The sequence below is a fragment of the Paraburkholderia dilworthii genome (genome assembly GCF_000472525.1).
Taxonomy (GTDB): Bacteria; Pseudomonadota; Gammaproteobacteria; order Burkholderiales; family Burkholderiaceae; genus Paraburkholderia; species Paraburkholderia dilworthii.
Genome location: NZ_AWZT01000001.1, coordinates 91,666 through 114,866 on the forward strand (window position 1 = coordinate 91,666; position 23,201 = coordinate 114,866).

A 23,201-nucleotide genomic window follows, 5' to 3' on the forward strand; every position below is an offset into this window, starting at 1 on the left:
CAAAGCGATACAGATTGCAGCGGAGAACATCGCAGGCGCAACGCTCATCGAGATGGTTCCAGACAGACGTTGGACCTGCGTCTCATTTGACGAACTCGCGAAGGGCGCTGCATGGGACGACATCGTCGAATACTACTTTCGCTGCCTACATTGCGATGAAAGGTTTGGCTGCACGCGCAAACCTATCACGGTAGTGGTGGTGCTTGGGAACCAACAGACGCCAATTCGATACGCGAAAAGATCGGGACTGAATGACTGCCAGATCGCGAGAGCGGGTTAAAGTCTCTGGCTGAGCCGCGCAGACGGCTCAGTGGATCGCCGTTATGCATTGGGCCATCCTAGCCGCTGCGCTCGATGAAGCGAGGCTCGTACGACAACCCGGTGAAAAGGTGCGATGAGCGTAATATAGGCTCGCCCCAGCGGACGATTGTAGAAAACGAGTGTCGTCACTATGAGGCGGGATCGACCGTGAGATGACGGCTGCAGGAGGACCGACACGCGGAAATCCAGATGCATGTCATCCTCACCGAGAACGATCTCGTCGTCATATCGGTCGAATACGTGAAATAGGCTTAGCCTGTCGCCTCCTTTCTGCTTGAGGTCAGCTGCTGTCTTCAGGCCGAACGGCCGCACGAGAATGTCCCGGAATCTCAGCAGCATGCCAATCCATGCAGGCTGCCTGGCAAAGACGTGTCGTGCGAGAACCTCTGCATCGTGGCAGGCTCTTTCTGGCAGGTCCACCGAGAACGCGTCCGCGAAATCAGCCCGGCCGTACGAGCGTCTCAGCCGCGAGGCCGGCGGCAAATCGGACTGTTCGATCTTCGGATAGCAATACATGTGCGATCACCAATGCGAGAGCCCTGCGCCGAGACATTAGAGCAGCGAGATGTCGCCGTCGCCCACCGACTCCCCGCCCAACATGTGCCGTGAAACGTCAGTCGCCAGAAATAGCGCCGCTGTGGCGATATCGCTCGCTTCGCCCATCCGGCACAGCGGCACCTGCACATCGAAGGCCAGGAGGCGTCGTACCGACTTTTTTTCTGCTGCTATGCCGGCAAAAGACCAGCAATACGATAGCTTTCAATTAACGCATCATAGACAGAGATGTCCGCGCGACTTCTGGCGATGAGTTGAGCGCCAGCGACGGCTGCGAAGATGGCGCGAGCACGTCCCTCGTGCTCCTCGGCGCGGACAATGGCCGTGGCGGATAGCACCTTGCTCAGCCATGCAACATTCACATCAGCAAAGGTTTGGACCTCTTTCGTCACCGCCTCTGGCAAGTCATCGCATTCGGCGGCCATGAAACTGCAGAGGCATATGCGATTATCCCGCACCAGTGCCTTGCGAAAGGTATCCGGATAGCGGCGCAGACAGTCGATCGGATTCGCGGATTCGACCCAAAGTGCGTCCAGCGCGGCTGCCGAATCCTCCCAATAACGCCTCGCCACCGCTGCTCCGAGATCGGACTTGCTGGCGAAGTGATGGTAGATGCTCGCGGCCTTGATGCCGACAGCCTCAGCAAGCTCACGAAAATTCAGGCCGCTGTAGCCATGCGCTTGCGCAATCTCTGTAGCTGCCACCAGGATTCGTTCCCTGGAGCTCAAGCCCGAATCGTTCTTCACTACGACCGCCTCCACCAACTGGGATGACTGTTGACACAGTGAATTATACCCTCTATGTTAAACCTAACAAACGTTAGGTAGATAGACGGATACTTTCCCATTTCCTCCGATCGCGAGCAACAGCCACCTGGAGAGGTAAGCATGACACCGAACATCGTTCATTCCGATGTAACCAAACTGCCCATCATGACGATTTACGATTTTCCCAAGGGACCTTATCCGACACGCGTGCGTATCGCCTTGGCCGAAAAGAATCTGCAATCGCGTGTCGAGTTCGTGATGGTCGATCTTTACAGGGGGGAGCACAAAAGGCCCGAGTTCATCTCTCGGAAAAACTACTCGGGTACGTTGCCGGTTTTGGAACTCCATGACGGAACCTGCATCGCCGAATGCACCGCCATCACCGAATACCTCGATACGCTCGGCGGCGCACCCACGCTGACCGGCAAAACACCGCTCGACAAGGGCGTGATCCACATGATGAGCAAGCGCGCCGAGCTGGAATTGCTCGACGCCATCAGTGTCTATTTCCACCACGCCACGCCAGGGCTCGGGCCCGAAGTCGAGCTTTATCAGAACCCCGAATGGGGGTTTCGTCAGCGCGACAAAGCCCTCAGGGGCATGCAGTACTTCAATGACGTCTTGAAAGAGCAGCCGTTTGTCGCCGGGGATGCGTTCTCGATGGCCGACATCACCGTCATTGGCGGCCTGGTCTTTGCGTCGATCGTGAAGCTGCCCGTGCCTGCGGAGTGCGAAGCCCTTCTCGCCTGGTACGCGAGAATGCGGGAACGGCCGAGCGTCAAGAACCAGCCGACATTTGCCTGAAATCGCAGCTGTTGTCGGCCTTCATTGACGAGCGATCAATCTTGGTTGCAAAACTGGGGCGCCCTGTACGCACGAGTTGGACGACTGGTGAGCTCAGTCGCGAACGAATGGCTACATCACCTCAAGCAACTGAACGCGTCAGTGTTTTCGAGGTCCGTACTATCGCAGCATCGCCGGCAAGTTCGTCGAGTCGAGAGACACCTTCGATGTCATCGATCCGCCACCGGCAAAGATCTCGGCGCCGACGTGGCGCGTTCGGTTGCCAAAGAGCAGCAGACATGCGCACAGGGCTGGCCCACGTTTAATTTCGTGGCGAAGTACGGCCAAAATAATCAGCCAGCTAGCTTGGGTTATTCGCCGCTTGCTGGGTCCACGGCGCGCGCAGTTGCTTCACGTGTAGCTTCTTCGAAACGCCGGTTCGCTTCCGCGACTTCCGCCCGGAACTGTTGCAACGCATTCACCGCGAGATCGGGAGGCGTCAACGCGGCCCACAATACGTCGATCAACTGGTCCGCGGTGGCGTCGATGTCAGTATGCCGGTTCGCGAGCGTCGCGTCCCATAACACATGCTCCATCGGCCCGAACACCATCGAGCGCAATAAACGCAAAGGCATGTCTGCGCGAATCTGGCCGCTTTCCTGGCCTTGGGCCAATACGCGCATCAGCGGTGCGGTGTAGCGGCGCTGCAATTCGGTCAGCGCTTCGCTCAACTCGTGATGCCGCGCGCGTCCTTCCGACAACACTAGCGCGCACAGGTCGGTGCCGTTCACGAGCATCAGCCGCAAATGGGTTCGCACGATGAACGCGAATTGTTGCCGTACGGTGCCGTCGCGCGGCAGTCCGGACTCGATGGCATCGATGATCTCGTCGTACCAGTCGCCGATAACCCGCGCGCACAACTCGCGCTTGCCGCGAAAATAGCTGAAGACGGTCGCTTCGGAAACGCCCAGGCGTTGAGCAATCTCCGCAGTCGTTGCACGTTCGTAGCCCTTCTCGGAGAACACGTCGCGGCCCGCCTGAAGGATCTCCTTCACGCGCTGCTGCGACTTGCGCCCGGCCGGCTGGCGGCGCGATGCGGGCAACTCGGCCTTGAGAGCAACCGTCATATGAGTCGAAGTCAAGTTTGTGGAAGAGTTCGTCTGGAAAAGCCCATTTGAGCCGATGCTACCACAGCATTGGGGCGCATGAACCGGTCGAGCCATTTTCTGAGTGATACTCAGAAATACCTATTGACGCTTACGTAAATCTAGCGTGAAATTCGCCTTGAACGCCGCGCGCCTTAAGTAAAGCGAGAGACGCGGCCTGTGAGGCCGCGGACGTCCGCCGGGCCGCACTGGAATGCGCCGGCATCAGCGTCCGGCTGCCAATGAACTCTGGAGACACCGCAATGAGCAACCTGCCCGGTTTGCAATTCCCGCTCGGCGAAGAAATCGAAATGCTGCGTGACAGCATCGCGGGATTCGCTGCAAAAGAAATCGCGCCGCGTGCGGCTGAAATCGATCGCACGGACCAGTTTCCGATGGACCTGTGGCGCAAATTCGGCGATCTGGGTGTGCTCGGCATGACGGTCTCGGAGGAATACGGCGGCGCGAACATGGGCTATACGGCGCATATGGTCGCGATGGAAGAGATCTCGCGTGCGTCCGCTTCGGTCGGTCTTTCGTACGGCGCGCATTCGAATCTGTGCGTGAATCAGATTCATCGCAACGGCACCGACGCGCAAAAGCAGAAGTACTTGCCGAAACTCGTATCCGGCGAACATGTCGGCGCGCTAGCAATGAGCGAGCCGAATGCGGGCTCGGATGTAGTCAGCATGAAGCTGCGCGCCGATAAGAAGGGCGACCGCTATGTGCTCAACGGCACCAAGATGTGGATCACCAACGGTCCCGATTGCGACACGCTGGTCGTCTACGCGAAGACCGACGTCGAAGCGAATTCGCGTGGCATTACCGCGTTTATCGTCGAAAAGGGTATGAAGGGTTTCTCGGTTGCGCAGAAGCTCGACAAACTCGGCATGCGCGGCTCGCACACCGGCGAACTCGTGTTCGAAGACGTCGAAGTGCCGGAAGAGAACATCCTCGGCCAATTGAACGGCGGCGTGAAGGTGCTGATGAGCGGGCTCGACTACGAGCGCGCGGTGCTCGCGGGCGGCCCGACCGGCATCATGGTCGCGGTGATGGATGCGGTCGTGCCGTACATCCACGATCGCAGGCAGTTCGGTCAGTCGATTGGCGAGTTCCAGCTGATTCAGGGCAAGGTGGCCGACCTCTACACCACGTTGCAGGCGTGCCGCGCGTATCTGTACGCGGTCGGCCGTCAACTGGACACGCTCGGCACGGGGCACGTGCGCCAGGTTCGCAAGGATTGCGCGGGCGTGATTCTGTACACGGCCGAAAAAGCCACGTGGATGGCGGGCGAGGCGATTCAGATTCTTGGCGGCAACGGTTATATCAACGAATATCCGGTCGGGCGCTTGTGGCGCGATGCGAAGCTCTATGAAATCGGCGCGGGCACGAGCGAAATCCGCCGCATGCTGATTGGCCGCGAGCTGTTTGCCGAGACTGCGTAAGCGCTCACGCGCCAACTTTCAAAAAGCGGCATGGGATCGCAGTAAGCGCTAAAACGCGGACTCCGATTCTCCGATCGACACAGGAGAAGCCACGCAATGCCGATCATCGAATCCAAGCTCAACCCACGCTCCGACGACTTCCGCGCGAACGCGGCGGCGCTCGAAGCGCTGGTGGCCGATCTTCGCATGAAGGTCGAAAAGCTCGCGCTGGGCGGCGGCCAGGCTGCGCGCGAAAAGCACACTGGGCGCGGCAAACTGCTGCCGCGCGAGCGCATCGAGAAACTGCTCGATCCGGGCACACCGTTTCTTGAGTTCTCGCAACTGGCAGCCTATGGCATGTATAACGACGATGCGCCGGGCGCGGGCGTGATCACCGGCATCGGACGGATTGCGGGCCACGAGTGCGTGATCGTCTGCAACGATGCGACGGTCAAAGGCGGCACCTACTATCCGGTCACGGTCAAGAAACATGTGCGCGCGCAGGAAATTGCCGCGGAAAACCGCTTGCCGTGCGTGTATCTCGTCGACTCGGGCGGCGCAAATCTGCCGAATCAGGACGATGTATTTCCCGACCGCGACCACTTCGGCCGCATCTTCTACAACCAGGCGAATCTATCGGCAGCGGGTATTCCGCAGATCGCCGTCGTGATGGGCTCGTGCACCGCGGGCGGCGCATATGTGCCGGCCATGAGCGATGAGTCGATCATCGTGAAGAATCAGGGGACGATTTTTCTCGGCGGCCCGCCGCTCGTGAAAGCCGCAACCGGCGAAGTGGTCAGCGCGGAAGACCTCGGCGGCGGCGACGTGCATACGCGTCTGTCGGGCGTGGTCGATCATCTCGCGCAGAACGACGCGCATGCATTGGCGATTGCCCGTAGCATTGTCGGCAACCTGAACCGCACGAAGCACGTGCCAGTCATGTTGCAGGCGCCCAAGCCGCCGCGCTACGACGTGAAGAGCATGTACGGCGTGATTCCCGTTGATACGAGAAAGCCGTTCGATATACGCGAGGTGATTGCGCGCATCGTCGACGACTCGGCATTCGACGAATTCAAGGCGCGCTACGGCACCACGCTTGTGTGCGGCTTCGCGCATATCTGGGGCCATCCGGTCGGCATCATTGCAAACAACGGCATTCTGTTTTCGGAGTCCGCGTTAAAGGGCACGCACTTTATCGAGTTGTGCTGCCAGCGCAAGATTCCGCTCGTGTTTCTGCAGAACATCACGGGCTTCATGGTGGGCCGCAAGTACGAGAACGAAGGTATCGCGCGTAACGGCGCCAAGATGGTGACGGCGGTGGCCACGGCGAAGGTGCCTAAGTTGACGGTGATCATCGGTGGCTCGTTCGGTGCGGGCAATTACGGCATGTGCGGCCGCGCATTCTCGCCGCGTTTTCTATGGATGTGGCCGAACGCGCGTATTTCGGTGATGGGCGGCGAGCAGGCGGCGTCGGTACTGGCCACGGTCAGGCGCGACGGCATCGAAGGCAGGGGCGGTTCATGGAGCGCCGACGAAGAAGAGGCGTTTAAACAGCCGATTCGCGAGCAATACGAGTATCAGGGCCATCCGTACTATGCGAGCGCGCGTCTGTGGGACGACGGCGTGATCGATCCGGCGCAAACGCGCGACGTGCTCGGTCTCGGTCTGTCGGCCGCGATGAATGCGCCAATCGAAGATACGCGTTTCGGCGTGTTCCGGATGTGACAGCGCGCGACGCATGGGAGCCGCCACGATGCACTATGAAACACTGAATGTCGAGATCGCCGGGCACATTGCGACCGTCACGCTGAATCGCCCGGATGTGCGCAACGCGTTCAACGAAACGATGATCGCAGACCTTACGTCGGCCTTCACGATGCTCGATACGCGCGACGACGTCCGCGCAGTCGTGCTCGCCGCGAACGGCAAGGCCTTTTGCGCGGGCGCCGATCTGAACTGGATGAAGAAGATGGCCGCTTACTCGGACAACGAGAACCGCGCCGACGCGATGCTGCTCGCGAACATGCTGTCGTCCATCTATCGCTGCAACAAGCCGGTGATCGCTCGCGTGAATGGCGATGCCTACGCAGGCGGCATGGGGCTCCTCTGCGCATGCGACATCGTGGTGGCAGTGGACAGTGCGCGCTTCTGTCTGTCGGAGGCGCGTCTTGGTCTGATTCCGGCGACCATCGCGCCGTACGTGATTCGCGCGTTGGGCGAGCAGGCGTCGCGCCGCTATTTCATCACCGCCGAGCAGTTCGACTGCGCGACGGCATTGCGCCTTGGGCTCGTCAGCGAAGCGGTCAGCGCGGAACAACTGGACGTCACCGTACAGCAGATCGCGCAAACGCTGTGCGCGAACGGTCCGCAAGCGGTACGCGCGTGCAAGCAACTGGTGCAGGATGTGGCAGGCCGCGAGCTGAACGATGCATTGATCGACGATACGGCCGCGCGCATCGCGCGCACGCGGGCCGGCGCGGAAGGCCGCGAAGGCGTCGCATCGTTCCTCGAAAAGCGCACGCCGGCCTGGCGTAACTGACGCGCGGCTCACTGACATTCCGAGGCGCCGGCTGGCCTTCACCAGAACAATATCCCGAGATCGAGACAACTCATGTTCAACAAGATCCTGATTGCCAACCGGGGCGAAATTGCGTGCCGCGTCGCGGCGACCTGCAAGCGGCTCGGCATCGCGAGTGTGGCCGTTTATTCCGACGCGGATGCCAACGCAAAGCATGTGAGCGCGTGCGATGAAGCCGTGCATATCGGCGGTTCGACCGCGGCGGAAAGCTATCTGCGCGTGGAGCGCATTATCGAAGCCGCGCGGGCAACCGGCGCTCAGGCAGTGCATCCCGGTTATGGTTTTCTGTCGGAGAACGAAGACTTCGCGCATGCATGCGAAGCCGCCGGCATCGTGTTCATCGGGCCGCCGGTTGAAGCGATTGCGGCGATGGGTTCGAAAGCCGCGGCTAAGGCGCTGATGCACTCGGCAGCGGTGCCGCTCGTTCCCGGTTATCACGGAGACGATCAGAACCCCGAACTATTGCATCGCGAGGCGGATGCGATCGGCTACCCGGTTCTTCTCAAGGCAAGCGCGGGCGGTGGCGGCAAGGGCATGCGTGTGGTCGAGCGCAGCCAAGACTTCGTCGCGGCGCTCGCTTCGTGCAAGCGCGAGGCGGCGAGCAGCTTCGGCAACGATCGCGTGCTGATCGAAAAGTATCTGACCCGGCCGCGACACGTGGAAGTGCAGGTGTTCGCGGATCGTCACGGCGGCGCCGTTTATCTGTTCGACCGCGATTGCTCGGTGCAACGTCGTCATCAGAAGGTACTGGAGGAGGCGCCCGCGCCAGGGTTGTCCGCGGAAATCAAGCGCGAAATGGGCGAAGCGGCAGTGGCCGCCGCACGCGCGGTGAACTACGTCGGTGCGGGCACCGTCGAGTTCATCATGACGGCCACGGGCGAGTTCTACTTCATGGAGATGAACACGCGCTTGCAGGTCGAGCACCCGGTCACGGAAATGATCACCGGTCAAGACCTCGTGGAATGGCAATTGCGCGTAGCCGCCGGCGAGTCGCTGCCGCTCACGCAAGAACAGTTAAAGATTGACGGCCACGCAATCGAGGCCCGGATCTACGCCGAACATCCGGCGCGTGGCTTCCTGCCGTCGACCGGCACGCTCAAGCATTTGCGTATGCCTGAAGGCGTGGAATTCACGATCGATGCGGCCACAGGCGAGGGCCGCAAGGCGCCGGTGCGCATCGACAGCGGTGTGCGCGAAGGCGACACCATCACGCCTTTCTATGACCCGATGATCGCGAAGCTCATCGTGCACGGCGCCTCGCGGGAGGAAGCACTCGCAAGAATGAGCCGTGCGCTGCATGCGTGCGAAGTGGTCGGCCCGCATACCAACGTCGAGTTTCTGCAACGCATTGTCGAGAGCGAGCCGTTTGCAACGGGCGATCTCGATACGGGCCTGATCGAACGGCATCACGAGGCGTTGTTTGCCCCGGTGAAAAAACCGTTCAAGGAAGCGCTCGCGCTCGCGTGCGCGGCGCTGCTCACGCGCGAGGGCGGCACGGCGCACGGCGCCTCACCGTGGGACGCGCTGTCGCACTGGCGTCTGAATGGCGGCTACACGCAAACGCTCGGCTGGCGCGATGTCGAACGCGAGAGCGCATTCACGGTCACGTTCGCTCGCGATGGCGGCACGCAGACCGCGCAAACGCTCGAACACGACGGCGTGCGGGAAGCCTTCACCTGGTCGAGCGGCTCCGGCTTGCACGAATATCGCGCGACGATAGGCGATGCGCGGGCCACGGGCCGTGTGTTTATCGACGGCGATACATTCCATGTGTTCTGTCTCGGTCACACGCTGGCGTTCGAATGGCAAAACCTGCTCGCGCACGCAGCGGATGCCGAACATGGCGAAGGCCGCTTGACCGCGCCGATGCCCGGCAAGGTGATCGCAGTGCTGGTCGAGCCGGGCACGGTGGTCGAGAAAGGTACGCCGCTGATCGTCATGGAAGCGATGAAGATGGAGCACACAATCGGCGCGCCGGCAGCCGGCACGGTGTCCGAAGTGCTGTATGCGGTGGGCGATCAGGTCGCCGACGGTGCACAGCTTCTGGTGCTCGACATGCCATAAGCGCGAATCTTTGCGGCTTCGCAAAAACGTCGGCGAACCTCAGCCGAGCCGCGTATATCCGGCCGCGCGCGCTTCGCTTTCCAGTTGCGCGATGCGGTCGTAGTCCTCCATCGGCAACGTGGAAAAGCCCTGCAAACGCAGGCGTTGTGTGCGCTCGGGACGCAGTGTGAGCGCTTCGTTCAGTGCCTGACGCAGCGCTTCCACAGTTGCAGCGGGCACGATGTCCGATGCAATCAGCGGCAGACCCGGCGACGCCGCCGTCATGCCGATGCGCCGGACACGGCGCGCGAGTTCCGGCATTTCATCGCAGACGAAAGCGAACGTCACGCAATCTATCGCGGCGACGTCGGCGCGATTGTCGGCGACCGCCTGTAACGAGCCGACGTGTGAACCGGTTCGCACGACAGCGCGGAAAAACGTGCCCTCCTGCGAATGAGGGGCAACCGCGTGACGCAGCGCGTTCATGCCGCTATTCGAATCGTCCTGGTTGTAGGCTGCGCGTGTGCCGCGGCACGATGCGAGCGTGTCGAACGGCGCATCGGCACGCGTAACCAGTACGCTCGCGTAATGCGCGCCTTCACAGCCGGGCGCGTCAAAGCGCGGCGTCGCGATCAGCTGCACCTGTTGGTGCAGGCCGTGCATCAGCGGATAGCCGCACGTTTGCGAAATCAGCAGGTTGGGCCGCCGCCAGAAGCCATGCAATTCCTCGTCCGGCTCGACGATGCGGCACGCCGGCTTGACCATGCGCAGCACGTCAGCCAGCCACTCGCGCCATTCGAATTCGAGCGAGGGCGTGACGTTGTACATCGGCAGGGCGGCGATCCAGGTCATGATGCGATTCTTGCACAGTTAACTGGCGGACTCAGTGTTTGACCATACGGAACTCGTCCACTCCAAGCGGCACCGGTTCGGTTGGTCTGAAAGTCCATGTCTGCGCGGCAACCGTGAGTATGTCGAGTTGCGCGTCTTCGAACGCCGCGAGCAGATCTTTCTTGCGCGCGCTCGCCGCACCGCAATAGGCGATCAGCGCGTCCGCGCTGATTTCGAAAATCTGCGCCCGGTCGTCGCAGCACACCCTGAACGCGACGGTTGCGCACTCCGTGACGTAGGGCCGGAATCCTTCATCGACATAGACCGACATGGCGACCTCCTTTCGCGCGCGCGCCTGAATCGTCAGCATGACAAGCTCCGCCGCGCCGGTATGTGGGAGAGCCAGCATTCGCGAAGAGATCGTGCCGGTGTTGCCGTGAGCGCAGCCGCAAACTGTTTCGGCGGCGCAAGGTTTTGTAACCGGCGTGATTTTTCGACTCGTGTTCGATCGTTCGCGCGGCGGCGCGTTGCCTAAACTCGCAGTATTCGGACGCATCGGGACGGGGTGAAAGATGACGGGTATCAGTCAATCCAGCGACACCGCGCAGCGCACAATCAGGCACCTCGTGCTGGCCGCTGCAGTGGCGGTGCTATTCGGCGTGCAGGGATGCGCGAGCTCGATCGAGACATTCGGCCTTGGCGCGGGCGTGGGCATTGTCGGCGCTTTCAGCCTGCTTGGTTGCGCGATTGGTTGCCACTGACCATTTCAAAGCAGTGCGTGAAAAGTCGCGATCGGGAAAGAATTGGAAATGGAGAGGTGAATTAATGATCTGAAATATTTTTATCGAATCAAGACTGTTTATCGGTAAGGTGAAGCAAGACAATCCATCTCGTGATGGCTTGACTTCGCGAACCCGGCTCATTAAAGTGGCCCACGTTTGGCTCCTTCTCCAAGTCTCCACGCAGAGAAAAGTCGTTGCGCCGGACTCGGGGCTATGTGTCCGCACACAGCCATTAATTATTTATGCATTAGTTGGTAATGCTAATGGTGTCGCAGTTTTAAAAAATTTTATTGAAGTTTTATTTAATCGATGTATGCTGCGCATCCCTAATGCCTCTCTAGAACTTGAATAAAGGAACAAGGATGAATAAGACAGCATTGACTTCGGCATCTTTCGCATTGCTGGTCGCGGCGGGGTCTGCGCATGCACAGAACAGCGTAACGTTGTACGGCGTGATCGACGCGGGCATCGGCTATGTGCATAACGCCGATTCGGGCAGCAACCTCACGGGCATGATCAACGGCAACCTGAGCGGCGACCGTTGGGGCCTGAAGGGTCAGGAAGAGTTGGGCGGTGGCCTGAAGGCGATCTTCACGTTGGAAAACGGCTTCGATGTAGGTACGGGCAAGCTCGGTCAAGGTTCGCGTGAGTTCGGCCGCCAGGCATTTGTCGGGCTGACCGGCGCTACGTGGGGCACGGTGACGGCCGGCCGCCAGTACGATCCGATCGTTGACATGGTGCAGGGCATTACCGCCGACAACTTCTTCGGCTCTGCGTTTGCAACGCCGGGCGACGTCGATAACAACGACAACAGCGCTCGCGTGTCGAACGCCGTCAAATACGTGTCGCCGAACTACGGCGGCCTGCAGTTCGAAGGCCTGTATGCATTCAGCGGCGTCGCGGGCCAGGCAGGCCAGGGCTATACGTACAGCGGCGCTGTGTCGTATTCGAACGGCCCGTTCTCGCTCGCTGGCGGCTATCTGCGCGCGACCAACGCATCGGCTACCGCCGGGCGCACGAGTTGGGCGAGCAGCACGACCGATTCGATCTTCGACAGCCATATCAACGACGGCTACGTGTCGGCGAAATCGGTCAGCATCGCGCAGATCGGTGGCCAATACGCGATCGGCCCGGTCACGCTGGGCGCTTCGTACAGCAACACGCAATTGAAGAGCGATGCCTCGTCGGCCTTCACGGGGACCGAGAAGTACAACAGCGGCAAGGCGTTCGTTGCATACCAGGCGACTCCGGCACTCGTCGCGGGTGTGGGTTATGCGTACACGGCTGCGTCGGGCGACACGTCGGCGCATTATCACCAGGTCAGCATCGGCGCGGACTACAACATCTCCAAGCGCACGGATTTCTACGCGGTCGCGGCGTACCAGCACGCAAACGGCACGCAGCGTCTCGCGGACGGCACGACGCAGGACGCGCAAGCTTCTATCGGCTCATATGGCTACAACGGCACCGATTCGCAAGCGCTTGCGATCGTCGGTATCCGTCATAAGTTCTGATTCTGCTGGTTCTGCTGGTTCTGCTGGTTCTGCTGGTTCTGCTGGTTCTGCTTTAGCCAGCGGCAAGCCGCTTCGGCGGCTCGTTGGCGGCACAAAACTGACGACCCGGTCGCACTGCGCGTCCGGGTCGTTTTGTATTGCGTCTGTGCGAACGCAATGGGACGGGTGAGAACTACCGTCCGGCACTGGCACCGGCTCGCAAGCGCTCATCGCGTGACGCAAGCAGATCCGGCAATTGCACCAGCGAATCGATCAACGCGTCGGATTGCAACGCCGCTGCGCCATCGGGCCCGCCATATCCATAGCTCACGATAAACACCGGCATACGTGCCGCTCGTGCCGCGCTCACGTCGACCGGCGAATCGCCGACCAGTACGCTGCATTCCACATCCACGCCGAGCAGTCGGCAGGCATGCCATAGCGGTTCGGGATCGGGCTTCATGCGCTCGATCGAATCGCCCGCGACCAGCACATCGAGGTCGCGCGCGAGTCCTGTCATGAGCAGTAGCGGCGCGGCCAGTGCCTCCGGTTTGTTGGTCACGCACGCAAGCCGGTAGCCGAGCCGCCGAAGTTCTCGAAGACCCGCCGCGACGTGTGGAAACACATGACCGAAGCTGCCATTGGTCTGTTCATAATGCCGGTGAAACACCGTCAACGCTTCGCTCATCTCTACCTGGTCGCTCAGCGCGGCCGCTTCGAGCGTGCGTCGTACGAGGTTTGGCACGCCTTTGCCGATAAAACCGCTGACCGTGTCGAACGGCAACGGCGCCTGGCCGAAGTCGGCGAGCATGCGGCTCACCGCTTCGACGATATCCGGCGCGGTGTGAACCATCGTGCCGTCGAGATCGATCAGCACGGCACGCGTGCGCGCTTGCGGCGAAAAAAAAGGTTGCTTGCTCATACGGCAGCGGCTTCGTTCAACGCATTGCGATGCCAGCGACGCAACGTGTCGAGATCGACCCATGCGGGCCTCTCGTCTACGGTTGTCGAGCGGATCGGCGCATGTGGATCGCCGAGATGAGGCAGCACGGCTAACGCGCCATCGAAAGAATCGCGCGATGTGTATGCGGTCGGTGTCACGACAGTCGGCACGAACGCCGCACGCGCCGCCCGCAGACCGTTGGCCGAATCCTCGAACGCAATGCAGTCCGCGCCTTTCAGGCCGAGTTGCCGAAGTACGTCGAGATAGACATCGGGCGCAGGCTTCTTTGTCTGCGTGGTGCCCGCGTCGCAGATCGCGGCAAAACGGCTGCGCCATCCGGAGCCGAACGGTCCTTGCAGCAGCGCGTCGAGATTGGCTGGCGTGGTGGTCGTCGCGATTGCGACGGGAATAGAGGCAGCGGCGGCTTCCTCGATCAGCCGCGCAATGCCGGGCCGCAACGGCAAACCGCCGCCGCGCACGCGTGCCGCGTAATGACGGGTCTTGATCGCGTGCACCGTGTCGATGACGCCGCTCACGCCCGAGCCCTCGGCTTCTTCCGGATCGGCGATACGCCAGTAATGCAGCAGGCGCTCCTTGCCGCCCGCTACCTTGAGAAGACGCGTGTAAAGCGCTTCGTCCCAATGCCAGTCGAGGCCGGCTTCCGCGAATGCCGCATTGAATGCGTGCAGATGCGCGCTTTCGGTATCGGCAAGCGTGCCGTCGACATCGAAGATCAAGGCTTGCATGGCCGTTCCTCTTCATGTTGTGCAGCGGCGGCATCATGCATGCCGCCGGTATGCAGCCACGATAGCGGAGCGCCACGGTGATTTGAATTCAGAGATTCTTTGGACCTCGATAACGCATCCTTTAACGATTCGCAGCGGCCGCGGCCTGCCGCACGAGCGTGACGTGCACTCTATCGTTTCACCCACGCGGCAATTGCAGGCCGGTCACGAAGTACGCATGCAGTCCGTGCGCGAAGCGCTTGAGCCGCGTAACGACCGACTTGTTCGCGCGCGTCAGGCCGTTGTATCCAAGCACCGCGGGTATCGCGACAAAGAGTCCGAACGCGGTCATGATGAGCGACTCGCCGACCGGTCCGGCGACACGATCGATCGATGCCTGACCCGTTTGGCCAATCACGATCAGCGCATGATAAATGCCCCACACAGTACCGAAGAGGCCGACGAACGGCGCGGTGCTGCCGATCGACGCCAGCACCGCGAGACCGCTTTGCATATGCGCGATGATGTCGTCGATGGTGCCCTGCAGACGGCGCGCGATCCAATCGGACACGTCGATACGGTCTTGCAGATGGGGCCTGTTTTGCCGGTGATGAGCCGCCGCTTCAGCAGCGGCTACCGCAAGCGCCAGAAGCGGATTGTCGCGCAGCACAGCGGCCGATGCGTCGCCACGGTAGCTCTCGAGGCCACCCAGGTCCCTGAGTCCGTGTTCGAAGCTGTCCGCTTGCCAGAACAGCGCGTCGGTGCGCCCGGTTACACGCTTGATGCGCATGACGCACCACAGCTTGACGACGATGACCGTCCACGACAGGATGGACATGACGAACAGCGTGCCGAGGATCGAGCGTGTGACGAAATCGCCGCTCTGCCAGACATTCGCGACACCATAGTGCTGCATGACCGATTCCTTCGACTGGCTGGACGTGGAAGGTTAGAAGCCGGTGACTGGGCATCGTCCGGTTCTGCACATTCATTCTCCGCTGGTGAACGGCGCTTTAGAACGTCTACTGAACGTGCCGAGTCAATTCGGGAAAATCTCCTGCTTATTCTCCGTTGTCAAACGATCCCTCAATGAACTACTTTGTTAATGGCGGCCTTTGCGCGGCGCAGCGCTTTCACAAACGGAGTACAAAACATGCTGGAGACACGCTTTCGTAACGCAACACGGGGACGTCCCATCGCTTTAGCTGCGGCCGCTGCCGCTGTCGTCGCCGCGCTTGCGGCCGGTCCCGCGCAAGGCGCGACCCCAACGGCTTATGTGTCGAGCGAGAAGGCCGGTGTCGGCGTGATCGACCTCGATAAGATGACGCTAACGAAGACGTTTCCTGTCGGCGCGGACGGCCCGCGCGGGCTGAGTCTGAATGCGGACGGCTCGCGGCTGCTCGTGGCCAACAAGAATACCGGCGACCTCGCGGTAATCGATACGGCTTCGGGGGAAGTCGTGCAGCGCGTGAAGATCGGCAAGAACCCGGAGTTCGTGCGCGTGCACAACGGTTACGCGTACGTCACATACGAGCCCGGCGAAGAAGGCGGGCCGCCTGCCGCGAACGTGCAGCCCGGCAAAGAAGCCAATGGGCAGCCCAATCAGCAAGCCAATCAGCAGGGCACCAAGCCGCACGCCGACGACGATGACGATGCGAACAAGCCGCCCGCGGAGATCGCGATCGTCGATATGAAAACCTGGCGCGTGTTGCGTTCGGTGACGAGCGGTCACGAAACCGAGGGCATTGAATTTTCACGCGACGGCAAGAGCATGCTCGTCACGAACGAAGGCGATGACACCGTTTCGGTCTATCACGTGCGCACCGGCGCGCCGATCAGGACCGTGAAGCTCGCGGCGGGCGGGCGTCCGCGTGGCATCCGCTTGTCGCCGGATGGCAAGGAATATGTCGTCACACTCGAGTCGTTGAGCAAGCTGGTCGTAATCGACGCGCACACGTTCAAGGTCGTGAAGACCGTCGATACGAAGCTCGGTCCTTACGGCGTGGCATACGGTCCCGATGGCAAGAGGCTCTTCGTCGCCGCGTCGCGCGACAAGACGCTCCAGGTGTTCGACGGCCACAGCTACGAGCATCTCACCGACGTTCCCGTGGGGCAGCGCTGCTGGCATTTCAGCTTTACGCCGGACGGTGCGAAGCTGCTGGTGGCCTGCGGACGCTCCGATGCCGTGTATGTGCTCGACGCGCACAGCTATCAGCCGATCACCCAGATCGGTCAGTTGCCGCTTGCGTGGGGCATCGTTACCTATCCGCATAGCGACGGCTCGATCGAATCCCACTGAGTGTCATTATGCGCGAGGCGATGACGCGTCCGTCATGCGTCAGCGCCTCGCGCATGCACCATGTCATTTCCACGCATAGCGCAGGCCGACCCAGAACCCACGCGGCGCGCCCGGCCCGACGAATTGCTCGTTGCTCGGGTTCGCGCCGTCGAACGTATGGTTCGGGCCGTTGAAGAAGTTTTCTCCGAGGGCGCCGAAGCTCGCATAGCGCTTGTCGAGCAGGTTCGTGACGTTCGCGAACACCTGCAACTGTTTGGTCACCTGGTAAGACGTATCCAGATCGATCAGCAGATAGCCGGCGATCTTGCCGTTCACGTCCTGATTGTTTTCGTCGCCCTGTGCATAGATGCCGCCGCGCCACGTGAGGTTCGCGCCGACTTTCCACTTCGCGGTAGCTGCATAGTCGAGTTGCAGTTTAACCGTGTTCGCCGGAATGCCGGGAAGGTGGTCGCCGGGCTTCACGCCGATATTACCGTCCGCGTCCGCGCTCGAATTGCTTGGGCTGTTCTCGGTCCAGGCCGACCGGTACGTTGCGTCGATATAGCTGTAGCTCGCCGTCACGGCGAGCGGCCCCAACTGGCTGTGTCCGGATAGCTCGAAGCCTTGCCGGCGCGTGCGGCCGACATTCTGGAAGAAGCCCTGATTACTCGCCGCGCCGTTGCTGCTGATGAATTCGATGTCGTTGTCGAGCGTCGTTCTGTAGACGGCCGCGCTCCATGTCGTCGCCGGGCCGATCCGTCCGCGCGCGCCGAGCTCGAATGTCTTCGAGATCACCGGTTGCAGCGGCGGGTCCGACACGAAGTCGTTCGGCAGCGAGCAGGGCGCGGCGGGATCGGCGCAGGCGAGTTCAATCGCTGTCGGCGAGCGCATGCCTTCGTTGTACGTTGCGTAGGCCGTGAATGCCGAGGTCGGATTCCAGTTGATGCCGACTGCCGGATTGAAACGCGAAAACGTATGGTGCCCGTTCAGTTGCGGCTGAAGGCCGCTCGAGTCGCCGATCGTGGCGTCGGCCCAGTTGTAGCGTCCCGCAAGCGTCAGCGACCATTGCTCTGTCAGCGACAAGGTGTCTTGCAGATAGATGCCGTAGTTGCCGTTATGCGTTTTTGCCGCGGTCTGCTGCGTGAAATCGCCGATGCCGAGCGTCGCGCGCGAATCGGTGAAAACAGCGTCCTGCGACGACTCCGTGTAGCGCGAATTCGCGATGTCCGCCGACACGCCGGCCACGAACTGGTTCTCCATGCCGCCGAGTTTCCCAAGCAGCGTGAGTTGCAGGCTCGCGCCGTAGCTGTCCGTCGAGACCACTGATTTTTCGTTGGTCGCCTGCGTGGTATCGATGTCGCCGTTGTCCTCGACGGAGCCGAAGTTCGGATTGGTGTTGCTGCTCAGGTTGCTGTTGCGGAAATGCCGGTAGTACGCGTTGCCGCTCAGTTCCACGTTGTCGTTGAAGTAATGTTCGCCGGAGAGCGTCACGTAGCCAGCACTGTTCAGGTTCTGGTCCGGATACGTGTAGGGCTGCTTCGGGTTGCCAAGAAACGAACGCGGAATGGTCTGCGTGCCGTGCAGATCGTTGTCCGCGCCGCCCGCCGACAGCGACAGCGTGGTGTCCGCATCGGTATAACGCAGCTTGCCGAAAATCTGTCGCACGCGGCTTGCATTCTGCTCGGCCCAGCCGTTGTCGTTGGCTACGTTGCCGGTCACGTAGTAGTCGATATTCTGTCCGATCGTGCCGCCCTGTTCGATCTGCGCAGTCTTGCGGCCCCACGAGCCGAGCGCCACTTCTGCCTCGCCGCCGGGGCTCGTCTTGCCGTTCTTCGTGGTGATCGCGAGCGCGCCGCCGAGCGTGTTGAGGCCATAGGTCGGATTGGAACCCGGGATCAATTGAATCGTTTCGATGGCCTGCTGCGGCAGCACGTCCCAGTTGACCACGTCGCCGAACGGCTCGTTCACGCGCACGCCGTCGACGAACACAGAAATGCCTTGCGGTGTCCCAAGCAACGGCGATGCAGTGAAGCCGCGATAGTTGACGTTCATCTGATACGGGTTGCCCTGTGCATCGGCGATATCGACGCTCGGCAGATTCTTCGCGAAGTAATCGGTGAGCGTGCTGCGATGCTGCTGCGCGATGTCTTGCGCGTGAACCGTCTGCACATTGGCCGGCACCTGTGCGAGCGGTGTGCCTATGCCGAGAAGCGGTGTGGTGCCGACTACCACGACGGGAGCGAGTGTGGTTGTCGGCGTGTCCACTGCCGTATCGGCAACTTGCGCAGGAGCCGAAGCCCCCGCCGCCGGTTGCGCGTCAGCCCACGCGCCGACCGAAATGCTCGCGAGCGCGCTGCCGAATCCGAGCGTAAGGCCGGCGCGTCGCCGCAGTTTGTGTACCGTGTTGGCGCGCCGCGCGCGTGATGGAATATTCATTATTCTGTCTCCTGCCAGGACGACGCTATTTTCGTGGCGCAGCCGCGTTGCGGCATGCATAGCGCTTTCTTTCAAGGTGTGCAAAGCTTCGCATGCGCCATCGCGCGAAAGCTCGGGAGGTTTTCCCGAAATCGCGAGGAAGCGTTCCCAAACTCGTTGCAACCAGACTTCGTGTCCGACTGGCCTGAGTAGAATGCAAACGTGATGTCGAGCGATTCCCCGAAACCTTCCTCAGCGCGCCGTGATCCGCCGCATTCCACGGTTCCGCGCGATCTCGCATGCGTGTTCGCGCTAACCGCGCTGGCGGCCGTGCTCGGCTCCGTGTTCGATGTGAGCGAGCGTGCATATCGCTGGACGCGAGGTCTGGAGCGCTTCCAGCTCGACGAATTGCCGGGCACGCTATGCGTGCTCTCGATGGGCCTCGCCTGGTTCGCGTGGCGGCGCTATCGCGAGACGCGTCGCGAGCTTGCCCATCGCCGTGCGCTTGAGGAACAAGCCGAACGCCTGCTGGCCGACAACCGGCGTCTCGCCAATCAGGCGTTGCAGGCGCAGGAGATCGAGCGCCGCCATCTCGCGCGCGAACTGCACGATGAACTCGGCCAGTACCTGAACGCAATTTCGCTCGATGCGGCGCGTATTCGCGATCTATCGGCGGCGCGCGAGCCGGAGGTTCATCGCGTATCGCTCGGTCTGATGCAGAGCGCGAGCCATGTCTACCGGCAGATCGGCGGCATGATCCGGCGACTGCGGCCCATCGGCCTCGACGAATTCGGCTTGCCGAGCGCGCTCGAACATTGCATCGACGGCTGGCGCGAGCGGCTGCCCGATGCGTCGTTCTCGCTGACGATAGAAGGCGATTACACGGGGCTCAGCGAAGCGTTGACCATCACGCTTTACCGGCTCGTGCAGGAAGGGCTGACGAACGTCTCGAAGTTCGCGCGCCGCTCGCGCGTGGAAGTGTTCATGGTGCGCGCACCGCGCGACGCGCATCGTTCGGATGGCAGCACAGAGCAGAACGGGCTCATCGACGAAATCGTCGTGACGATGGCCGACGACGGCCCCGGCGTCGATCTCGATGCACCGCGCGATGGGCTGGGTCTGATCGGCATGCGCGAGCGCGTGGAGGCGCTCGGCGGCGAATTTCATGTGGCGAGCAAGCCCGAAGGCGGCTTTCTGTTTTGCGCGCGCGTGCCTGCTCAGGCGGGGCTGGCGGAACCGGTGAACTGAAGGCCGAGGCGGCTTGCCATCTGCGCGAGTTGAACGCCGTTGTCGGCGCCAAACTTCTGCCGGATCACCGACTGATGATTGGCCACCGTCTTCTGGCTGAGACCAAGCTTTTCGGCGATGCTCGGCAGCGTGTAGCCCTGCACGAGCAGGCGCAACACTTCGAATTCGCGCGCGGATAATTGCCGGCCAGGCGGGCCTTCGCTGAACGCATTGCGCAGCGCGAGCGCCTGGGAGATGTCGGGGCTCAGATAGCTCGCGCGCCTCGCGATCGTGCGAACTGCTTCCACGAGCACGTCCGGCGCGCTCGCCTTGGTCACATAGCCAAGCGCGCCCGCATCGAGCGCGCGGCGCACGAAAATCGCTTCTTCGTGCACGCTGAAAATCAGCACGCGCGCATCGGGCTCTCGCGCGAGCATGCGCCGCATCGCCTCGATGCCGCTCGCTCCCGGCAGCGACACGTCCATCACGACGACATCGGGCCGCAGCGCGCAGAAGCGCTGATAGGCCTGGGTGGCATCGGCTGCTTCGCCGCACACGTGCACGTCGGCGTTCACTTCGAGCAGACGCCGGTAGCCTTCGCGCACCACCGCGTGATCGTCGACGAGCAACACTGAAATGTCCGCCCCTGCCATGCTCAGTCTCCCACGCTGCCGTCACGCGGCGTATCCACCGCACGCCCGGCCGCAAGCTTGCGCGAGTTGGCATCGTTACGGAACACAATCGGCTGCTCGCGCGGCTCGCTTGCCGTTGCCGCCAGACGCGTCACGTTCACCACTTTTTCATGCGACGGCGACTTGTCGCAAACCGGATCGGCATTGGCTGCGTCGCCGGTGAGCAGATATGCCTGGCAGCGGCAGCCGCCGAGATCGCGTTCCTTCTCCTCGCAACTGCGGCACGGCTCCTTCATCCACTGCAGACCGCGAAAGCGGTTGAACGCGTCGCTGTCGTACCAGATCTCGCGCAACGGCATCTCTTTGACATTCGGCAAAACGAGTCCGGGCAGACCGCGCGCGGCGTGACAGGGCAGCGCCGCGCCGTCGGGCGCAACGCCGAGGAACACCGCGCCCCAGCCGTTCATGCAGCGCTTCGGACGTCGTTCGAAATAGTCCGGCACGACGAAGAAAATCTTGCACCGATCGCCATGCGTGCTTCGATAACGCTCGACCACGGCTTCGGCTTCTTCGAGCTGCTCGCGCGTCGGCATGAGTTGCGCCTGATTGTGATGCGCCCAGCCGTAGTACTGCGTATTCGCGAGTTCGAGATACTCGGCGCCCATCGCGAGCGCCATGTCGATGATCTTGTCGACGTGCGGCAGGTTGTAGCGATGTAGCACGCAGTTCAGCACCATCGGAAAGCCATGCCGCTTGATCGATGCCGCAACCCGCTGCTTCAGATCGAACGTGCGCGTGCTGCTCAGAAAGTCGTTGAGCTCCTGCGTCGAATCCTGAAACGACAACTGGATGTGATCGAGGCCGGCCGCCTTCAGATCGCCGAGGCGCTTGTCGGTCAAGCCAATACCGGAGGTGATCAGATTCGTATAGAAGCCAAGCCGCCGCGCTTCCTCGACGAGCACTTCGAGATCGTCGCGCACTAGCGGCTCGCCGCCCGAGAACCCGAGTTGCGCGGCACCCAGCGCGCGCGCGTCGCGCAGCACATCGAGCCATTGTTCGGTGCTGAGCTCGCGACTGTGATCGGTGTAGTCGACCGGGTTGTAGCAGAACGCGCAATGCAGCGGACAGCGGTAGGTCAACTCGGCGAGCAGCCACAGCGGCGGCGCCACGCCGTCTCGCACAGCTTGAGGCTGGGCGCCGGCAACGGGTTGCGAAAGATCGGTCATCGCGCTACTCCAGCCATCCGCGTGAATGCGCTTCGGTGACGAACGCACGCACTTCGGCGCCGAGACCGGTCGTGTTGAACGCCTGTTCCAGATCGGCGATCAACGCGTTCATGTCGCGCGTGCCGTCGCATCGTTTCAGGATCTCCGCTGCGCTCTGGTTGAGCTTCACCATCCCTTCGGGATAGAGCAGCACGTGAGCGTTCTGCGCCGGTTCCCATTGAAGGCGAAACAGCTTGTTGAGCGCGGGACGTTCGGCGTTGGACATGTCGTTCATTGCGGAAAAGCCTTTTCGATCGAGTCCAGCATGGTCCACAGAATGTCGAGCTTGAATTGCAGAATCTCTAGCGCGCGCTCCTGCTGTTCGCGTCGTGTGAAATGATCGAGCGTGACTTCGAGGCCGTGCTCCACGTCGCGCTGGGCGAGCGTGATGCGCGAGCGGAAATAGGCAAGGCCGGAGGCTTCGATCCACGGATAGTGTTCGGGCCAGCTCGCGAGCCGGTCGCGATGCACCTGCGGCGCGAACATTTCCGTCAGCGAAGAACACACCGATTCCTGCCACGGCGCACGGCGCGCGAAATTCACGTAGGCGTCGACGGCAAAGCGCACGCCGGGCGTCACATGCTTGAGCGACCACAGTTCGTCGCGTGAGAGGCCCACTGCATCGCCAAGACGCGCCCATGTTTCTATGCCGCCTTCTTCGCCGCCGTAGCCGTCGTGATCGAGAATGCGCAGCACCCAGCGGCGGCGCGTCTCGCGATCGGGACAATTCGACAGCACGGCCGCGTCTTTGAGCGGAATGTTGATCTGATAATAGAAGCGGTTCGCGACCCAGCCGCGAATCTGCTCGCGCGAGCAGCCGCCGTTATTCATCTTCACATTGAACGGATGATGAATGTGGTACGCCGTGCCCTTCGCGCGCAACTGCGCTTCGAATTCCTCGCGCGTCCAGGCCTCGTCGCCGGGCTTTTCGCCGCGCGGTGCAGCGTTGCGCGGCGCGGTGCTCAAGGTGTCTTTCGCGTTCATGCGATCTCCG

The 23,201-nt window shown here is 61.6% G+C and carries 22 protein-coding genes; 9 read left to right on the plus strand and 13 right to left on the minus strand.

What is annotated here, in order from left to right; all coding sequences use genetic code 11:
- Positions 1-321: 321 nt before the first annotated feature.
- Together F759_RS0100465 and F759_RS0100475 are read right to left on the minus strand one after the other, a co-directional pair.
- Positions 322-837, minus strand: coding sequence for a DUF2867 domain-containing protein (locus tag F759_RS0100465; protein ID WP_027798101.1), 516 nt, complete (start codon positions 835-837; stop codon positions 322-324).
- Between the two features lie 209 nt (positions 838-1,046).
- Complete coding sequence (locus F759_RS0100475; RefSeq protein ID WP_027798102.1) at positions 1,047-1,622, minus strand: TetR/AcrR family transcriptional regulator; 576 nt, start codon at positions 1,620-1,622, stop codon at positions 1,047-1,049.
- 141 nt (positions 1,623-1,763) lie between these two features.
- Between F759_RS0100475 and F759_RS0100480 the strand changes: the two genes are divergently transcribed.
- On the plus strand, positions 1,764-2,447 hold the full coding sequence (locus F759_RS0100480; RefSeq protein ID WP_027798103.1) for a glutathione S-transferase: 684 nt from the start codon (positions 1,764-1,766) through the stop codon (positions 2,445-2,447).
- A 350-nt stretch (positions 2,448-2,797) separates the two neighbouring features.
- Here the strand turns inward: F759_RS0100480 and F759_RS0100485 are convergent, their stop codons facing one another.
- Positions 2,798-3,553 (minus strand): TetR/AcrR family transcriptional regulator, encoded by a 756-nt coding sequence (locus tag F759_RS0100485; RefSeq protein WP_027798104.1) that lies wholly within the window; start codon positions 3,551-3,553, stop codon positions 2,798-2,800.
- 281 nt (positions 3,554-3,834) lie between these two features.
- On the opposite strand from F759_RS0100485, the gene F759_RS0100490 reads away from it, so the two are divergent.
- From F759_RS0100490 to F759_RS0100505, 4 genes are all read left to right on the plus strand, one after another.
- Positions 3,835-5,016: an isovaleryl-CoA dehydrogenase gene (locus tag F759_RS0100490; RefSeq protein WP_027798105.1), complete on the plus strand. Its 1,182-nt coding sequence runs from the start codon at positions 3,835-3,837 to the stop codon at positions 5,014-5,016.
- Between the two features lie 96 nt (positions 5,017-5,112).
- Positions 5,113-6,720: a carboxyl transferase domain-containing protein gene (locus F759_RS0100495; RefSeq protein ID WP_027798106.1), complete on the plus strand. Its 1,608-nt coding sequence runs from the start codon at positions 5,113-5,115 to the stop codon at positions 6,718-6,720.
- 28 nt (positions 6,721-6,748) lie between these two features.
- Complete coding sequence (locus tag F759_RS0100500) at positions 6,749-7,534, plus strand: enoyl-CoA hydratase/isomerase family protein (protein WP_027798107.1); 786 nt, start codon at positions 6,749-6,751, stop codon at positions 7,532-7,534.
- Positions 7,535-7,606: 72 nt separating this feature from the next.
- Complete coding sequence (locus tag F759_RS0100505) at positions 7,607-9,637, plus strand: acetyl/propionyl/methylcrotonyl-CoA carboxylase subunit alpha (protein ID WP_027798108.1); 2,031 nt, start codon at positions 7,607-7,609, stop codon at positions 9,635-9,637.
- 39 nt (positions 9,638-9,676) lie between these two features.
- Here F759_RS0100505 and F759_RS0100510 read toward each other — a convergent pair whose 3' ends face one another.
- Both F759_RS0100510 and F759_RS0100515 read right to left on the minus strand, forming a co-directional pair.
- On the minus strand, positions 9,677-10,468 hold the full coding sequence (locus tag F759_RS0100510; protein WP_027798109.1) for a phosphate/phosphite/phosphonate ABC transporter substrate-binding protein: 792 nt from the start codon (positions 10,466-10,468) through the stop codon (positions 9,677-9,679).
- Between the two features lie 31 nt (positions 10,469-10,499).
- Complete coding sequence (locus F759_RS0100515; RefSeq protein WP_027798110.1) at positions 10,500-10,778, minus strand: DUF1488 family protein; 279 nt, start codon at positions 10,776-10,778, stop codon at positions 10,500-10,502.
- Between the two features lie 241 nt (positions 10,779-11,019).
- Between F759_RS0100515 and F759_RS0100520 the strand changes: the two genes are divergently transcribed.
- Both F759_RS0100520 and F759_RS0100525 read left to right on the plus strand, forming a co-directional pair.
- Complete coding sequence (locus F759_RS0100520) at positions 11,020-11,208, plus strand: hypothetical protein (protein ID WP_027798111.1); 189 nt, start codon at positions 11,020-11,022, stop codon at positions 11,206-11,208.
- A 383-nt stretch (positions 11,209-11,591) separates the two neighbouring features.
- Positions 11,592-12,743 carry a porin gene (locus tag F759_RS0100525; RefSeq protein ID WP_027798112.1) on the plus strand — a complete coding sequence of 384 codons (1,152 nt, stop codon included), beginning with the start codon at positions 11,592-11,594 and terminating at the stop codon, positions 12,741-12,743.
- 172 nt (positions 12,744-12,915) lie between these two features.
- On the opposite strand, the gene gph is transcribed toward F759_RS0100525, so the two are convergent.
- From gph to F759_RS0100540, 3 genes are all read right to left on the minus strand, one after another.
- Positions 12,916-13,644 (minus strand): phosphoglycolate phosphatase, encoded by a 729-nt coding sequence (gene gph / locus F759_RS0100530; RefSeq protein WP_027798113.1) that lies wholly within the window; start codon positions 13,642-13,644, stop codon positions 12,916-12,918.
- On the minus strand, positions 13,641-14,411 hold the full coding sequence (locus F759_RS0100535; RefSeq protein ID WP_027798114.1) for an HAD family hydrolase: 771 nt from the start codon (positions 14,409-14,411) through the stop codon (positions 13,641-13,643). Before F759_RS0100535 ends, gph begins: the two co-directional genes overlap by 4 nt.
- Before the next feature lie 178 nt (positions 14,412-14,589).
- Positions 14,590-15,306 carry a MotA/TolQ/ExbB proton channel family protein gene (locus F759_RS0100540; RefSeq protein ID WP_027798115.1) on the minus strand — a complete coding sequence of 239 codons (717 nt, stop codon included), beginning with the start codon at positions 15,304-15,306 and terminating at the stop codon, positions 14,590-14,592.
- 237 nt (positions 15,307-15,543) lie between these two features.
- Here F759_RS0100540 and F759_RS0100545 point away from each other — a divergent pair, with 237 nt between their 5' ends.
- A complete protein-coding gene (locus F759_RS0100545; RefSeq protein WP_027798116.1) occupies positions 15,544-16,689 on the plus strand; it encodes a YVTN family beta-propeller repeat protein in 1,146 nt (381 codons plus the stop codon).
- Positions 16,690-16,752: 63 nt separating this feature from the next.
- Here F759_RS0100545 and F759_RS0100550 read toward each other — a convergent pair whose 3' ends face one another.
- Entirely contained in the window at positions 16,753-19,104 is a 2,352-nt protein-coding gene (locus F759_RS0100550) for a TonB-dependent receptor (RefSeq protein ID WP_027798117.1), read from the minus strand.
- 204 nt (positions 19,105-19,308) lie between these two features.
- Here F759_RS0100550 and F759_RS0100555 point away from each other — a divergent pair, with 204 nt between their 5' ends.
- Entirely contained in the window at positions 19,309-20,331 is a 1,023-nt protein-coding gene (locus tag F759_RS0100555) for a histidine kinase (protein WP_027798118.1), read from the plus strand.
- On the opposite strand, the gene F759_RS0100560 is transcribed toward F759_RS0100555, so the two are convergent.
- From F759_RS0100560 to pqqC, 4 genes are read right to left on the minus strand one after another with little or no spacing between them, the layout of a single operon-like run.
- Positions 20,301-20,963: a response regulator gene (locus F759_RS0100560; RefSeq protein ID WP_027798119.1), complete on the minus strand. Its 663-nt coding sequence runs from the start codon at positions 20,961-20,963 to the stop codon at positions 20,301-20,303. The two genes, F759_RS0100555 and F759_RS0100560, sit on opposite strands and share 31 nt — an antisense overlap.
- Positions 20,964-20,965: 2 nt before the next feature.
- A complete protein-coding gene (gene pqqE, locus F759_RS0100565) occupies positions 20,966-22,168 on the minus strand; it encodes a pyrroloquinoline quinone biosynthesis protein PqqE (RefSeq protein ID WP_027798120.1) in 1,203 nt (400 codons plus the stop codon).
- 4 nt (positions 22,169-22,172) lie between these two features.
- Positions 22,173-22,442: a pyrroloquinoline quinone biosynthesis peptide chaperone PqqD gene (gene pqqD / locus F759_RS0100570; RefSeq protein ID WP_027798121.1), complete on the minus strand. Its 270-nt coding sequence runs from the start codon at positions 22,440-22,442 to the stop codon at positions 22,173-22,175.
- Positions 22,439-23,191, minus strand: coding sequence for a pyrroloquinoline-quinone synthase PqqC (gene pqqC / locus F759_RS0100575; protein WP_027798122.1), 753 nt, complete (start codon positions 23,189-23,191; stop codon positions 22,439-22,441). The genes pqqD and pqqC overlap by 4 nt, the downstream gene beginning before the upstream one ends.
- Positions 23,192-23,201 lie beyond the last annotated feature (10 nt).